15 protein-coding genes are annotated in these 14,809 nt (G+C 62.1%); 6 read left to right on the top strand and 9 right to left on the bottom strand.

Annotated features, from left to right (window positions below):
* The first annotated feature begins 55 nt into the window (after positions 1–55).
* The gene (locus tag Q7P63_16620) at positions 56–937 is read left to right on the top strand and encodes an AraC family transcriptional regulator (GenBank protein MDP0501719.1); all 882 of its coding nucleotides are present in this window, start codon (positions 56–58) and stop codon (positions 935–937) included.
* Here the strand turns inward: Q7P63_16620 and Q7P63_16615 are convergent.
* The 9 genes from Q7P63_16615 to Q7P63_16575 form a co-directional block, all read right to left on the bottom strand.
* Positions 934–1,314 carry a transcriptional regulator gene (locus Q7P63_16615; protein MDP0501718.1) on the bottom strand — a complete coding sequence of 127 codons (381 nt, stop codon included), beginning with the start codon at positions 1,312–1,314 and terminating at the stop codon, positions 934–936. The two genes, Q7P63_16620 and Q7P63_16615, sit on opposite strands and share 4 nt — an antisense overlap.
* Positions 1,311–1,955: a hypothetical protein gene (locus tag Q7P63_16610; protein MDP0501717.1), complete on the bottom strand. Its 645-nt coding sequence runs from the start codon at positions 1,953–1,955 to the stop codon at positions 1,311–1,313. Before Q7P63_16610 ends, Q7P63_16615 begins: the two co-directional genes overlap by 4 nt.
* A 250-nt stretch (positions 1,956–2,205) precedes the next feature.
* Positions 2,206–2,640, bottom strand: a complete 435-nt coding sequence (locus Q7P63_16605) for a VOC family protein (GenBank protein ID MDP0501716.1) — start codon at positions 2,638–2,640, stop codon at positions 2,206–2,208.
* A gap of 29 nt (positions 2,641–2,669) precedes the next feature.
* On the bottom strand, positions 2,670–3,617 hold the full coding sequence (locus tag Q7P63_16600) for a site-specific DNA-methyltransferase (protein MDP0501715.1): 948 nt from the start codon (positions 3,615–3,617) through the stop codon (positions 2,670–2,672).
* Positions 3,618–3,632: 15 nt separating this feature from the next.
* Complete coding sequence (gene lexA / locus Q7P63_16595; protein MDP0501714.1) at positions 3,633–4,268, bottom strand: transcriptional repressor LexA; 636 nt, start codon at positions 4,266–4,268, stop codon at positions 3,633–3,635.
* A gap of 125 nt (positions 4,269–4,393) precedes the next feature.
* On the bottom strand, positions 4,394–6,289 hold the full coding sequence (gene ccsA / locus Q7P63_16590) for a cytochrome c biogenesis protein CcsA (GenBank protein ID MDP0501713.1): 1,896 nt from the start codon (positions 6,287–6,289) through the stop codon (positions 4,394–4,396).
* Positions 6,286–7,524, bottom strand: a complete 1,239-nt coding sequence (locus tag Q7P63_16585) for a cytochrome c biogenesis protein ResB (GenBank protein MDP0501712.1) — start codon at positions 7,522–7,524, stop codon at positions 6,286–6,288. Before Q7P63_16585 ends, ccsA begins: the two co-directional genes overlap by 4 nt.
* Before the next feature lie 123 nt (positions 7,525–7,647).
* Positions 7,648–7,917, bottom strand: coding sequence for a hypothetical protein (locus Q7P63_16580; GenBank protein ID MDP0501711.1), 270 nt, complete (start codon positions 7,915–7,917; stop codon positions 7,648–7,650).
* A gap of 4 nt (positions 7,918–7,921) precedes the next feature.
* Positions 7,922–8,554 (bottom strand): hypothetical protein, encoded by a 633-nt coding sequence (locus tag Q7P63_16575; GenBank protein ID MDP0501710.1) that lies wholly within the window; start codon positions 8,552–8,554, stop codon positions 7,922–7,924.
* Between the two features lie 217 nt (positions 8,555–8,771).
* Here Q7P63_16575 and Q7P63_16570 point away from each other — a divergent pair, with 217 nt between their 5' ends.
* The 5 genes from Q7P63_16570 to Q7P63_16550 all read left to right on the top strand — a co-directional run bounded on the left by Q7P63_16570 (position 8,772) and on the right by Q7P63_16550 (position 14,650).
* Positions 8,772–9,230 (top strand): hemerythrin family protein, encoded by a 459-nt coding sequence (locus Q7P63_16570; GenBank protein MDP0501709.1) that lies wholly within the window; start codon positions 8,772–8,774, stop codon positions 9,228–9,230.
* A gap of 55 nt (positions 9,231–9,285) precedes the next feature.
* Positions 9,286–10,647, top strand: a complete 1,362-nt coding sequence (gene thrC / locus Q7P63_16565; protein MDP0501708.1) for a threonine synthase — start codon at positions 9,286–9,288, stop codon at positions 10,645–10,647.
* A gap of 46 nt (positions 10,648–10,693) precedes the next feature.
* Positions 10,694–11,644: a Gfo/Idh/MocA family oxidoreductase gene (locus tag Q7P63_16560; GenBank protein MDP0501707.1), complete on the top strand. Its 951-nt coding sequence runs from the start codon at positions 10,694–10,696 to the stop codon at positions 11,642–11,644.
* Positions 11,645–11,654: 10 nt separating this feature from the next.
* Complete coding sequence (lpxB, locus tag Q7P63_16555) at positions 11,655–12,815, top strand: lipid-A-disaccharide synthase (protein ID MDP0501706.1); 1,161 nt, start codon at positions 11,655–11,657, stop codon at positions 12,813–12,815.
* 170 nt (positions 12,816–12,985) lie between these two features.
* A complete protein-coding gene (locus tag Q7P63_16550; GenBank protein MDP0501705.1) occupies positions 12,986–14,650 on the top strand; it encodes a glutamine--tRNA ligase/YqeY domain fusion protein in 1,665 nt (554 codons plus the stop codon).
* Positions 14,651–14,809 lie beyond the last annotated feature (159 nt).

The following is a 14,809-nucleotide window of genomic DNA, read 5'->3' as shown; positions in this document are numbered from 1 at the left end:
ATCTCTTTGGGCAGCGACGGGGCTTGCCTGTCCGACACTGGGGCATCATGCTCGCATGATGACTTTTCGGGCGCAGGCTTTTCCACGGGCGGAAGGAGGCACGACGGCCTTGCCCCTGCGGCCGCGCTATCGGGATTTGCACCATGTGCACGTCGATGCGGACTTTGAGTTCCCGCTGCATCAGCACATGCGCTACTACGAGGTGGTGCTGGCGCGCCATACACCCTACAGCTGCACGGTCAATGGGGGCGAAGTGGTGCTGCAGCCCGATCAGCTGCTTGTGATCCAGCCGGGCGACTGGCATCAGGACCATTTCCGTAAAGGGGATCGGCATCTGGTGCTGCATTTCGAGTTTTACGACGATGCGGTGAACGCTTTTACACTTTTTGCCCGCGACATTCCGTCGACCCTGCAGGTGTGTCGCGAGCCGTTTACGGACGAGGCGGCATGGCTGGAGACGCTGGTAGAGGAGGCGGAGGGCAACGCGGCTCACGCGGCGGAGGTGCAGGATTGCCTGGTGGAGGCGCTGCTTTGGCGGATCGTGCGCAAGCTGCCGGTGGAGGCGCTGTCGCCACGTTTTCAGCAGCACACGGCTGGTCAGGACTTTTGCAGGCGCCTGGGGCGGATCTTCAGGGCCGCGGAGCAGCGTGATTTGAGCGTGGAGGAGATGGCGCAGGCGATGCATCTCAGCCGTCGTCAGCTGACGGAGCTCTGTACGCGCTGGATGGGCGCACCGCCCGCCCGCGCCTTCGACGAGCACAAGATTCGGCAGGCGCGCCGGCTACTCCTGAATACGCCAATGCTGGTCAAGGATGTCAGCTTTCGCCTCGGCTTCAAAAACCCCTATCACTTCAGCCGCGTGTTCAAGCGGCACACGGGGCTCTCGCCTGCTCAAATGCGGCAAGGCGGCGACGATACGATGGTGCGGTGGTCTTAGGCCGGGCGTGGCTCCGGCAGGGCCGATGTGCCGGGAGCTATGCGATGGGAGCCCAAGGCCTGTCGGGCTTCGGCGGCTTCCTGCAGCATGCGCTCGAGGTGGTCGAGATATTGGAGAAACTCCGCGCGCCCCTGCTCGGTCAGGCGGATGATACTCTGCGGGCGGCGCTTGGCGGGCACCTTTTCAGTCTCGATCACATGGGCGTCGTGCAGCACCTTGAGGTGACGGTCGAGGTTGCCGAAGGTCAGGTCGAGCTCTTCGCGCAGGCGAGGAAAGGCGATGCCGTCGGGCTCGCGGATGAGGCGGCACAGGATCGCCAGGCGGGCCGGCTCATGGAAATGGCGTTCCAGCTTTTGGTGGGGCAGGTCTTGGTTCACGACAACACCTCCTTGCGGGTCGGTTCAAAGCGGAAAAAATCGCGGAGGCGCTTGAGGTCTCCGTTTACATGGAAGATCAGGCCGCCGGCAAATTCACCGACGAAGAAGACTGCCCCCATTGCCAACGGGCGAGCGAAAATGCCGTCGGCCCACCACAGGCAAAGCCCGCCGCAAAGCAGGTAGTAAGCACCCAGAAGCCCGATCCCGCGTGGCAGGTGGTGGCGGTTGAAGATTTGCGCGAGGCCGAAGAGCATCATCCACAGGCCGTAAAGCAGGTCGGCCTCGCCCTGCAGCCAGAGTGCAAGGGAGATAACGCCTGCGGTCAGCCAGATAGTGCAGGTTTCCAGCAGCTGGGGCACACGACGCGAAAGCAGGGGCTCTCGGCCACGGGCCAACCAGTAGCACAGGGCGCCGTAGTTGAGGCTGGCGGCGAGGACGAACACCACGCCCCAAACGGCGAAGATGCGCTCTGGCGTCGCCAGTGGGGCCAGGAGCGTGAGGCCGAGGGCTGCGCCGAGTGCGATCCCGCCGCCGAGTGCGCGGGCGCGCCCGGAATAACCGCGAAAGCGCTGCTTCTCAACGATCGCCTGTTTCAGCGATTGCACTTCGCGGATAGCCTGGCGGATCTGCAAGGAGTCCATGTCGGCGCTATCTTGTGACGTGCGATTGCAGAGGTAAAGTCCTTTGTCGCTGCTTTCTGCAAAACAGAGTATCCTCTCATTCAATATTATAAAAACTCTGCAATTCAGAATAAAAGCTCGACAGCCAAGGGGGTAACTTGTAATCCAGAATCTTGTCGCGCCGGTTGATTTTCCCATGTCTCCCGCGCCCCGAACGGCCTTTTGTCATGGTTTGGCTGTTCGGGGCGCGGCTGGCAGGGCATCGTGGCTTTTACCAGACCACTGCTTGCCCTGTAAACTGGCTGCTACTGGGGGTGTATTGCTGGAATTCGACGCGCATGCCGTTCGGGTCGGTCACCCAAAACTGGTAGGTCTGGTCCTTGCCGAGCTTGATTTCTTCGGGTTTGTAGCCGGCATCGACGAGCTTTTGCCGGGTAGCGTGGATGTCCGCACATTCCAGGCAAAAGTGGAAGAGCACGTGCGAACCGGAATCGGTCTCGATTCGGGGCTCGTAAAAGACCTCGATGTATTGGCCTTCGGTGATCTTGAAATACGAGCCGACAACCTCGCCGGCGCGGAAAAAGTCGAACAGGTGCTCCATCCCGAGCACGTCGCAGTAAAAGCGGTGAGTGGTGCTGAGATTGGATGTGCGGATACAAGTGTGGGCTAAGCGGGTAACCGGAGCGGGGGGCGTGGTAGAGGCCATGTGGCAAATTGACCGGCTCCGGTGGATTCTCAAGACCCGGAGATGCGTTTTTGGGGAGGCTGGCTGTTGCGCTCCCAAAAAACCTGATCGGAATAGCCCTGAATCCCCGGTTGGGTCTGGGCAAGCTCCAGTCGTTTCTGGGCCAGCAGGGCGTATTCGAGATCGCGCTCGATGCCCAGCACCTTGCGCTCGAGCTTGTGGCCGACGACCGCCGTGGTGCCGCTGCCGAGGAAGGGGTCGAGCACCCAGCCGTCGGGCGGGCAGCTGGCAAGCAGCAGCTTGGCGAGCAGCTTTTCGCTCTTCTGGGTCGGGTGATCGGTATTTTCCGGCATCGACCAGAAGGGGATGGTGATGTCGGTCCAGATGTTGGAGGGGTAGGTGTCGCGGTAATTGCCTTCGGCCGAGCGGTTCCAGTCCTTCGGCTGGCCTTCGTCATTGCGGTAGGGGGCCATCACGCGGCGGCGCAGCTTCACGGCCTCCACGTCAAAATAGTAGTCCGGCCCGCAGGTGCAAAACCAGATGTCTTCGGTGCAGTTCTTCCAGTTCTGGAGGGCGCCACGACCTTTTTCCCGCTCCCAGGTAATGCGGTTGCGCACGTGCAGATGGCGGCTGGCTACCTCGAATATCGAGTGTGAGGTCAGCCAATCGCCGCAAATATAGGCGGTCGCGGTCGGCTTGAGCAGGGGAAGCAGCGGTTGCAGGATGATTTCCAGCCACTCGGTATAGGCGGGCGCCTGCTTGCGGGCGAATTTCTGCCCGTTAAAGCTCTTGGCGAGGTTATAGGGTGGGTCGAGAATCAGCAGGTCGAAGGAGGCCTCCGGCAGGTGCGGCACCACTTGCTCAAACTCGGCCTGCACGATGCCGGGCTGCAACGTAGACGCCAGCGCCTCTGGCTTCAGTAGCTGAGGTTGTAAACGCTCGCGATCAGCCGCACTCAGGGTCAAGGTGCGGTTGCGGGGGGCACGGACTTTTCCCATGGCCGCAGGGGCTGGCTAAAGGTTGCGGACGATGGCCTTCGCGACGCCTTGGACGACGAGCTCAGAGACAGGGTAGAGCTCCGGGTAGTTCCGGTTTTCTGCCTTCAGGTAGGGCGCGCGGCCTGCGGGCGCGATGAAGCGCTTGAGCGTCGTCTCGCCGTCGATCAGCGCCGCTACGATATCGAGATGGCGGGGCGGCGATTGCTCGATGATAACGGTGTCGCCGTCAAGGATGCCGGCGTCGATCATGCTTTCGCCGCGCACCTTGAGTGCGAAGCAGCGGCGGCTGCGGCGGATGCCCGCCGTGTCGATATCGATCTGCAGACGCCCGATCTCGCCGGCTGGCTCCACGCCGTCGGGGTAGCCCGCAGCGATGTGCCCGTAGATGGGGATCTCCACTACGTCCACCGCCTCTACCGGCTGCTCCTCGTCATCGAGGGCGAGGTTGATGCGGAAGGTCCGCGCCTGGCCGGGCACGCGGCTGATGTAGCCCTTGCGCTCCAGGGCGCGAATATGACCCATCACGGCATTGGTGCTCTTGAAACCGAAGTGTTGCTCGATCTCGCGGAAGCTGGGCCACGTCCCATGATCCCGCATGTGGATCTGGATGTAGCCGAGCACCTCCTGTTGCCGGTAGGTCAGGTCCTTCATAGTGATGCTTTGTATACGTAAACATCTCTGCAGTGTCAAGATGTTTAGCGTATGCAAAAGAGCATCTATGGAGGCAAAAAAAACGAAGAAGGCTGACTTCTTCGTTTTTGGGTGGAATGGGCTTTTTACAGGCGCTCCGGCAACTCCGGTCGGGGAGGAATGACCGCCGCGATGACGATCAGCAGCAGTTGGCTCAGGATGAAGCCCATCAGCGCATAGAAAGCCTTGTCCATAAAGCCGTAGCTGTGCAGGCCGATGCCGAGCATGTTGGTGCCGAACCAGCTCCAGGCGGTGATGATGTTGCCCACGAGGGCCATCTGCATAAAGCCGGTGGGCCCGATTACGCGACCCCAGCGGGCGTGCAGCATAGCGGCGCCCCAGAGCACGATCATGAGTGCCCCGTTTTCTTTCGGGTCCCAACCCCAGAAGCGCCCCCAGCTCTGGTCGGCCCAGATACCGCCGAGCACAGTGCCGACAAAGCTGAAGAGCAGGGCAAAGCAGGTGGTGCCGTAGACCATACCGCGCAAGGCCTTTTCGGCGTCTTTGTTCATGCCGTTGGGAATGCGCGCGAGCAGGAGGTAAATGATGCCGAGGAAACCTGCGAGGAAGGTGGCGGAGTAGCCGATCGTCACGGTGGGCACGTGGGTAGCCAGCCAGAAGTTGCTATCGAGCACCGCGCGCATGACGCCCATGGTGTCGCCTTCCTGCTTCATCAGGTGGGCGGCAATGATCAGCGTGGCGTAGCCGATGGCGGAGCCGGCGGCGGTGGCAAAGCCGTAGCGGAAGCGGTCTTCGATCAGCCAGCAGAGCAGAATGACAAACCAGCCGATGAAGATGGCGGACGAATACAGCGTGGTGACCGGGGGGCGCTCCTGAATGTAGATCCGCCCGCCGAGGCCGTAGGTGTGCATCAGGAAGGCCAAAATCATCAGGATGTAGGCGGCCGGGCGCAGCGTCTTGGGCGCAAAGATCCAGCTGAGGGCAGCGAGCAGGAAGGCGAGGATGTAGACGATCTCACTGAACAGGAACGGGTTCAGCTGGTTGAGGAACATCTCGAAGCGCACCTTGTGGTCGAGCCCCGCGAGCCGCTCGTGATACTGGTCGTTCAGCAGCTTCACCTGCATGTCGAACTGCTCGATGTGGCCGTTGCGGTAGGCGTGGGCGAGGATGGCCCACTGGCGCAGGGTGGCGGGCATGCGCTCGCCTTCGAGGGTGGCGAGCAGAATGCCGGGGAGGCTGCGCCAGCTGTCGGCCTGCACGTCGGCAGCGGAGGGCACGTTGCTCTGGCGCTCGATGGGGGCGCTCGCGCCTTGCTTCGACGGGAAGGGTTGGATCATGTTGGCCCGGGCCTGCTGGCTGTAGAACACCTGCAGGTCGCGGCGGATCTGGTTGAGCTGCTCCGCCATCATCGGGTCTTCCGGCGGCTGTTCGACCGCTTTGCCGAGGCCGGCAATGAAGTCGTAGGTGGCTTCCGCCGTGGAGACTTCCTGGCTCAGGGGCGAGGCCACGACTTGATCCGCGAGGCCGTCGTAGATCGAAAGGGCCGTGTGCAGCTTGGACAAAGCGCTTTGATAAGGGTCGCGCTTGGTCGGCTCGGGGTCGATCAGTTGGAATTGTTCCTCCAGCGTCTGGAGGTGGGGCATCAGTTCCATCAGCGAGAAGTATTTCTTCTTTTCGCTTTCGGCGTGGAGGATGTCCTTAATGTCCGGGTGGTCGATCCGGAAAATGGGGGCCTGGGCGGCTGCGGCCGGGTCGAACCACAGGTCGGCCAGCCAGTTGAGCGCCTCGCGGCGTTCGCCTTCGGCGTTTTGGTAGTGGTCCTTCTGCGCGATCAGGAGGAGGTTGATCCGTGCCACGCTGTCGATCGGCATGATGCGGCCGCTGGCTTGCACGGGCAGGGCCCCGAGCCCTGTCAGGTTGATCTCGGTATGGTAGTTGGTGGGGCGGAACTGCCGCCAGAGCAAGCTACCGATGAGCAGGGCCAGCAGGGCGTAAAAAATGTAACGGGCGGAGAACTTCATGCTTGGGAGGTCTCGGTTTTGCGACGACGGATGACGCCCTGGAAGAGACCCAGGATGAACTGGAAGAGCAGGCCGATGGTGACGAGGATGCAGGAGATGTAGGGGATGGCCTGAGCCGGGTTGCGCACCACCTGGAACATCGAAGCGGTGTCGGCATCGGCAAAGGAGGCCTGGTAGAAGGTCAGGCCTTCGTAGCGCAGCGGGTGGTTCATGTAGATACGGGCGTCGCGAGCGTGGTCGCGGCCCTCTTCATGGATGCGCACGTCGCTGGAGAAGTTGTAGGGGACTTCGGTGCCCGGGTAGCGGTCGTGCGAGAAGTCGACCAGCTCGATGGACGCGGGCAGGTATTGGCGCTCCTTGCGCAGGGCGATCTCGTAGGTTTTGCCGTTGTATTCGAAGACCTGGGGCGGGAACCACATGATCATGGGGCGCTCTTGGCGGAAGGCTTCCGAGACGACCCAGCGACCGAGCGGCTGTCCTCCGGGGCCTTGCAGCTCCACGATAGCCGTGCCCCAGTTTTCCGCGCCCTGCTGGTAGCTGACACGGGCGGGCAGCACCGTCAGGTCGCGCTCGCTCACGATCCCGCGGTCCACCTGATAAAACTGAGCGGCGTCACTGGCTCCTTCAGGCGTCATGGCTCGGGATTGGACGATGGCGTTGGGAAAGTATTCGAGCACCTGCACATGGAAGGGCAGGGTAGACGAGCGCAGCACCGGGCGGTCGCGGAAGCTGAGCGGCTTGACTGGCCATGCGGTGACGAGGTCCTGACCGTTCACGTCCTTTTCGATCACGACGATTTCGTTGTCGTAAAAGTGCTCCACGAAATTCTTCTGCGTGCCTTCGTTGAGCCACAGGAAATACTCGTCCTGCTTGATCTGGGTCCAGAGCTGACCAATCAGCAGCAGGGTGACGCCGGAGTGGATCAGCACGATGCCCAGCTTCTTCCAGCTCGCCCGGAAGTAGCGGAAGTGCGCGCAGATCAGGTTGACGATCAGCAGCGGGCCGATGAGGTAGCCCCCAGGGATCGGCAACTGGAGCCAGCCGAGCACATCGGCCGCCGGCCATTGCTCCGGGTAGTGCCAGAGCGCCACTACGTGCTCGAAATATTGATGCTGAGCCTGGTAGATGCCGTAGCGGGCTTGGTCGAGGGTGCCGAAGAAGACCAAGGCCACGCTGGCGATCAGCAGGATGACGGTCAGTTGGAGGGAGCTGAAAAACTTGAGCAGTGGTTTCACGTCAGGATGGGAAGGCGGGCAGACGACACCCGCTTAAGGAAATGGAACTGGCGCTATGAACGCAGCTAAAAGGAATTTATTCCAAGGTAAATCGCGATCTATATGCAGAGCTTTCGATCGCTTTTAGCGCGAGGGCTCCGCCGCAGGCTTTTCGGCGGGCGATTTTTGCGGCGGCTTCACGAAAGTAGGCAGCAGGGCCAACACGGCGAAAAAGGCCGTAGAGATCATCAAGCCTGGCAGGTCATCGCGGGTGACGACGGGCACGAAATGCTGGGTATTGCCTGCGATCCCGCTCACGTTGCCGATCAGGGTGAGGGCGCCGCAAAGGGAGAGGATCAGGCCGCCCAGCCCGATGCTGTTCAGCAGAGGAGATAAAGAAGATTTACGGGGCATGGGCTCAGTGGAAGCGGGTGGATTGGACGTAGGCCTTGAAGGCTTCGCGCTCGCGTGCAACGAGGGCGTTTGGCCCCGTCAGCTTGAAGAACCAGGTGTTGCCGTGGTGCGGGACGATGGCGGCAATGGTCGCCTGTTCGCCCGCTTCGAAAATCTCGACATACTTGGACTGCTCGCCGTCGACGACCATCGGCTGCAGCGCCTGCGCCAGTTGGTTCGCATTGATCGGCGCCAGATTCAGCTGTCGGCGCCAGCGGTTGACATTGGCCAGGTCGCCGCCCACATCGCCGGGGAAGGAGGTGACCGACATATCGGCCTCACCGCCTTCTCCACGCACGACATAGCTGGCGCGGCGGACATTGGAAGCGGGCGCTTCTTCCCAGTGGGAGGGGGCCTGCCAGCGGGGGTCGTGACCACCGGTATTGATCGCACCTTCGGGAAGTGTCTGGGCGGCCATGTTATCCATGTCGCTGCCTGCGTTGGCGGCAAAGGGCGCGCGCGGCATTCCGCTGTTTGAGGGGGGTGGGGGTGCTTCTTCGGTGGGGACGCGGTAGGTGACGGCGTCGGGGCTACCGTCGCCGCAACCGCCCAGAAGCACCGTCAAGGCCAGGGCGGGGATCGATTTCCAGAGCTGCATGCGGTGGATTTAGGCCAGCACCCTTCGCCGTGTCAAAAGCAACCGGCCAGCTGCGTGCACCTCTTTATTCCCCCCGAGGCAACTTTGAGGGCAATCATTACTGCTGCTGTTAGGGTCGTGAACCAAAACTGTTAATCACGTTGCTCTGGGGTAAGGACTTCAATACTGCGTTTTCGGCTGCTTATTCTCAAGGCGCACCGACAACGCTGTATCTGTCATGAGTCTGGTCTGGAACGATCGCTATACCACGGGGCACCCCCGTGTCGACGAGCAACACAAGTCGCTTTTTGCGTATTTGAACGACCTTGAAGGCCTACTGCGCCTTCGTGAGTGTGACACGCCTATGGTGGAAAACCTGATCCGCTCTCTGGGCGTGTATGTGCGCATTCACTTCGCCTGCGAGGAATCGTGCATGGAGATCCACCGCTGCCCCAATGCAGAGAAGAACAAGCGCGAGCACGCCATCTTTTTGCGCGAGTTCAACAGCTTTCGCGAGGCATGGCGGCAGGAGGGCCCCTCGCTGGAGCGCCTGCAGATGCTGCACCGTGCGAGCGAGGCGTGGATCGTGCAGCATATCTTCAAGGTCGACCAGGAGCTGGGCGAGACCCTGAAGGAGCGCGACTACAATTTGGCGCAACGCGAATCGCATATCCGCTGGGAGGCCGTGGCCAACTAGCGCCGCATTGCTCGCGAAACTTGACTCATGGCCTACGCCCTTGTCTGCTGGGCCGATGCGTTACATCTCCACGCGTGGTGCTACGGAGCCCATGGGTTTTTCCGAAGCGGTGGCCACCGGGCTCGCCCCGGACGGCGGCCTGCTGCTGCCCGAATCTTTCCCCGACCTCAGCGGGGAGCTCGATGCCTGGTCTCGGTTGACCTACCCGGAGTTGTGCGAGGCGTTTTTCCGCTATTTCGCGACCGACCTCGCGCCCGAGGTGCTGCGCGACCGCATTCGCCGCAGCTACGCGACCTTCGATCATTCCAAGGTGGCTCCGCTGGTCCGCCTCGACCCGAAGACCTTCGTGCTCGAGCTGTTCCACGGCCCCACGCTGGCCTTCAAGGATTTTGCGCTGCAGCTCTTGGGTAACCTCTATGAGGAGCAGATCCGCCGCACAGGCAAGCCGATCAATGTGCTCGGCGCGACAAGTGGCGACACCGGCTCGGCCGCCATCCACGGCCTGCTGGGCAAGGAAGGCGTCAACATTTTCATCCTCTACCCGCGCAACGGCGTGGCACCGCTGCAGGAGCGGCAGATGGCCTGCACGGGCGCCCCCAACGTCCACCCGATCGCGGTCGATGGCACCTTCGACGATTGCCAGGCCATCGTGAAGGACCTCTTTGGCGATCTGGAGCTGAAGCAGCGCTACAACCTCAGCGCGATCAACTCGATCAACCTCGCGCGGGTGATGGCGCAGTGCGTCTATTATTATGCCGCGTGGTTCCAGCTGCCGGCCAAGGCGCGCGAAAACGTGGAATTTGTGGTGCCGACGGGTAACTTCGGCAACATTCTCGCCGGTTGGATGACCCAGAAGATGGGCCTGCCGGTCAGGCGCTTCTGCGTCGCCACCAACCAGAACGACATCCTCTACCGCCTCTTCGAGACGGGCCGCTACGAGGTCGATTCCGTCCAGCCGAGCCATGCCCCGAGCATGGACATCCAGGTGGCCAGCAACTTCGAGCGCTTCATCTACTTTCACGAAAAGGGCGATACGGCCCGCGTGAAAGAGATCATGCAGACCTTCAAGGCGACTGGCCGCTACACCTTTGAAGCCTTCGAGCGCGATACCTTCCGCGCCTCCAAGGCTACCGATGGCGATATCGAGCGCATCATTGCCGACGTCTACCGCCGCTACGGCTATATCGTGGATCCGCACACGGCCACGGGTTTTGTCGATCTCGACCCGGCGATGACGAGCGTCGTGCTCGGCACAGCCCACCCGGCGAAGTTCCCGGACACGCTGCAGCAGGCCATCGGCTCCGAGCCGACCGCGCCGGCGCTGGAAGAACTCAAGGCCCGCCAGCTGCACCGCAACGAGTTGCCCGCGCAGGCCGAGACGATCCGCCAGTTCATCGAGCAGACGGTGCGCTTGTAAAAGCGCGCGCTTGCCCTTCGCCCCACTCGGCCCATACTGCGAGCCCATGATGGAGCAAGCGCAGGCTTCCGAGACGAAAGTAAAATGTGGCGTGGTGGGTGTCGGCTCGCTCGGCCAACACCATGCCCGCCTCTACGGTGCCTTGCCGGAGGTCGAGCTGGTGGGGATCTACGATGCCAGCCCCGAGCGTGCGGCCGAGATTGCCGAGCGCCACGGGGGGCGAGTCTACACCAGCATCGAAGAGCTGGGTGCGGCCTGCGACGCCGTCAGCGTGGTCGTGCCGACCAACCTGCACCGCGACATCGCCCTGCCGCTGCTGGCCCAGGGCTGCCACTTGCTGATCGAAAAGCCGATCTGCGCCAGCCTGCAGGAGGCCGAAGAAGTGCTCGCCGCCGCCAAGGCTGCCAACCGCATCGTGCAGGTGGGCCACATCGAGCACTTCAACCCGGTGATGAGCTTCCTGGAGGAAAACGTGCACGATCCCCGCTTCATCACGGCGGAGCGCCTTGCGCCCTTCACGCCTCGCGGCACCGACGTCGGCGTAGTGCTCGACCTGATGATCCACGACATCGGCATCATTCTGGAGCTGGTCAAGAGCCCGCTGGAGCGTGTCGAGGCGGTGGGCGTGAATGTGCTGACGGCCCATGAAGACATCGCCAACGCGCGCCTCGTCTTCGAAAACGGCTGCGTCGCCAACCTCAACACCAGCCGCGTGAGCCTCAAGAAGGTGCGCGAAATTCGCGTCTTCCAGCCTGAGACCTACCTTTCGCTCAATTTCATGGAGCAGAGCGGCCACCTGATCCGCAAGCAGGGGGTGGCGCTGGACAAGCAGGATATCCCGATTGAGCGTGACGAGCCGCTCAAGCTGGAGCTGGCCTCGTTTGCTGAGACCGTGCGCAAGGCGGGCGACCCCAAATTTTCCGGCGACATGGGCAAGACCGCCCTCGAAGTCGCCATCCACATCACCGACCTGATTCGCTCGGGTTGGAAGCGCTAGCACGCCCTCGATGCCAGATTCTGCGCCTCTTCTTTCCGCCCAGGTGGCCGGGGCCGATGTGCTGATCGTCGCCGGTGAGCACTCGGGCGACCAACACGCCGCCCGGCTCGTGCGCGAGCTGCAGTCGATCCGCCCAGACGTATCCGTCGCTGCCCTCGGCGGACCGCAACTGCAGAAGGCCGGGGCAGGGCTGTTGTTCGACCTCACGGCACACAGCGTAGTGGGCCTGGTCGAGGTGCTGAAGCACTACAGCTTTTTCAAGCAGCTTTTCGATGAAACACTGGCCTGGATCGAGCGTCACCGGCCCAAGGTGGTCGTCTTTGTCGATTACCCGGGGTTCAACCTGCGACTGGCCAAGCAGCTGAAGGAGCGCGGGCTCAGCCGCAAGGGCGGGGGAGACGTGGCGACCTACTTCTACGTAAGCCCGCAAATCTGGGCCTGGAAGGCGCACCGCCGCTTTACCATGGCCGAGCAGCTCGACGAGCTGGGCGTGATTTTCCCATTTGAGGTCGATACCTACGCCGATACGAGCCTGCCGGTGAAGTTCGTGGGGCACCCCTTTGTCGAGCCCGACCACGTGAGCCCGGTAGATTACGATGCGCAGGCGCCTGTGCTGTTGTTGCCGGGCAGTCGTCGCCAGCCGGTGCAGCGCATTTTCCCCACGCTGCTGCAAACGGCGGCTGCGGCGATCAAGGAAGATCCATCGCTGCGCTTCACCGTGATTTATGCCGAAGACGCGCTCAAGGCGCTGATGGAGGAAATGCTGGCGGCACAGCCCGCGCTGCAGGGCAACGTCGACTTTGCGGCCAGTGGCGAGCCGGTCGCAGGGCGCGCAGTCTTGACCAGCTCGGGCACGATGTCGCTCGCTTGCGCGTTGGCGGGCCTGCCGGGTGCGATTCTTTATCGCGCGCACCCCGTCACGTACTGTATCGGGCGTCGGGTGGTCAAAATCCGCTACCTCGGCATGATGAACCTGATTCTCGACCGTCCGATGTATCCGGAGTTTATCCAGGGTCAGGCGCAACCGGCACGGCTCGTGCGCGAGCTTCTGGCCCTGCAGAGCCCGTCACGCGTTGCGCGGGCCCAGCAGGATGCGGCCGATCTTCGCGCTGCGCTGACTCAGGAGCGCGGCGAAAGTGCGGCCCAGCGGATCGCGGCGTTGATGGGGTAGCCCGCACGCCGGGATCCGATGATCCCTATCAGCCCCGTCCATCGGTAAGCGTCTGCCAGGTGGCGGCTTCCGCATGCAGATCGTATTTCAGTAGATTCTGCATTCGCAGGGCGCTAATGTCTCATTCCGGTTGACGACGCCGATCAATCCGCAACGCTGTAGAGATTCCCATGGCCGACGAAGACAAAAAGCCCAGTAACTTTATCCGCGATATCATCGCCGAAGACCTCGCGAGCGGCAAGCACCAGGCGACCCAGACCCGGTTCCCGCCCGAGCCCAACGGCTATTTGCACATCGGCCACGCCAAGGCCATCACGATCGACTTTGGTCTTGCGCGCGAGTTTGGCGGCAAGGTCAACCTGCGTTTCGACGACACCAACCCGGTGAAGGAAGAGACGGAGTTTGTCGACGCGATCAAGGAAGACATCGCCTGGCTCGGCTGGACGTGGGACCGCGAGTGCTACGCCTCCGATTACTTTGAGCAGCTCTTCGCGTGGGCCTGTGACTTGATCAAGCGCGGCCTCGCTTATGTGGACGACCAGACGGGTGAGGAAATCCGCGCCAGCCGGGGCAACCTGACCGAGGCGGGCAAGCCGAGCCCCTATCGTGACCGCTCGCCGGAGGAAAACCTCGACTTGTTCCAGCGCATGCGCGCGGGCGAGTTCCCGGACGGCAGCCGCGTCTTGCGCGCCAAGATCGACATGGCGAGCCCCAACATGAACCTGCGCGACCCGGTGATGTACCGCATCATCCGCCAGCATCACCACCGCACGGGCGACACCTGGTGCATCTACCCGACCTACGACTACACGCACGGGCAGAGCGATTCGCTGGAAGAAGTCACACACAGCCTTTGCTCGCTGGAGTTCGAGGATCACCGTCCGCTCTACAACTGGTTCATCGAGCAACTCGGCATCTTTCCCTCGCGCCAGATCGAATTCGCGCGGCTCAACCTGACCCGCACGATCGTGACCAAGCGCAAGCTGCGCCAGCTGATCGAGGAAAACCACGTCAATGGCTGGGACGATCCGCGGATGCCGACCTTGCGCGGGATGCGGCGCCGTGGCTACACGCCCGAATCGATCAAGGAATTTATGGCCCGGGTTGGGGTGACGAAGTACAACAGCCGCACGGAGTTTGCGTTGCTGGAGCACTGCCTGCGTCAAGACCTCGAGAATCGGGCGCCGCGCCGGATGGCCGTGCTCGATCCGGTAAAGGTCACGATCACGAACTTCCCCGAGGGCGAAACCGAATGGTATGAAGGCCCGAATCACCCGGGCGACGAGTCTTTCGGCACGCGCAAGGTGCCGTTGACGCGCGAGATTTATATCGACCGCGACGACTTCATGGAAGACCCGCCCAAGAAGTACTTCCGCCTCGCACCGGGGCAGGAGGTGCGCCTGCGCTACGCCTGCTACATCACCTGCACCAAGGTGATCAAGGATGCCGACGGCAATATCGTGGAGCTGGAGGCGGAGTTCGACCCCGAGAGCCGTGGCGGCAGTACGCCCGACAACCGCAAGGTCAAGGGCACGATCCACTGGGTTAGCGCGACCGAAAATGTGCCCTTCGAGTGCCGTCTGTATGACCACCTCTTCCTCAGCGATGACCCGGAAGATCTGGAAGAGGGTAAGACCTTCCTCGACAACCTGAACCCGGATTCGCTGCAGGTGATCCAGTGCTATGGCGAGCCGGAGCTGGCGAAGCACGGGATGGGGGACATCGTCCAGTTTGAGCGCAAAGGCTACTATTGCGTCGACCTGGATTCTACACCCGACAAGTGGGTCTGGAACCGCACGGTATCGCTTAAGGATAGCTGGAGCAAAAAGGGTTAGGCCTCTTCGCTTCACCCCGTCTTTGAACCGATGGACCGGTCGCTTTGCCGCCGGTCCTGAGGGCGTTGGTAAAGAGATGTAAAAAGGGATAGCTTGGGCTCATGGCCGCAACGCCAATCTCTCTCCCGCCGAAACCGGCATCTCTTCCCGCTGCCGCTC

The sequence above is a fragment of the Verrucomicrobiota bacterium JB022 genome, from assembly GCA_030673845.1.
In the GTDB taxonomy this organism is placed as follows: Bacteria; Verrucomicrobiota; Verrucomicrobiia; order Opitutales; family Oceanipulchritudinaceae; genus WOUP01.
The sequence above is the reverse complement of the archived record's forward strand: the minus strand, read 5'-3'. Positions and strand labels throughout refer to the sequence as shown.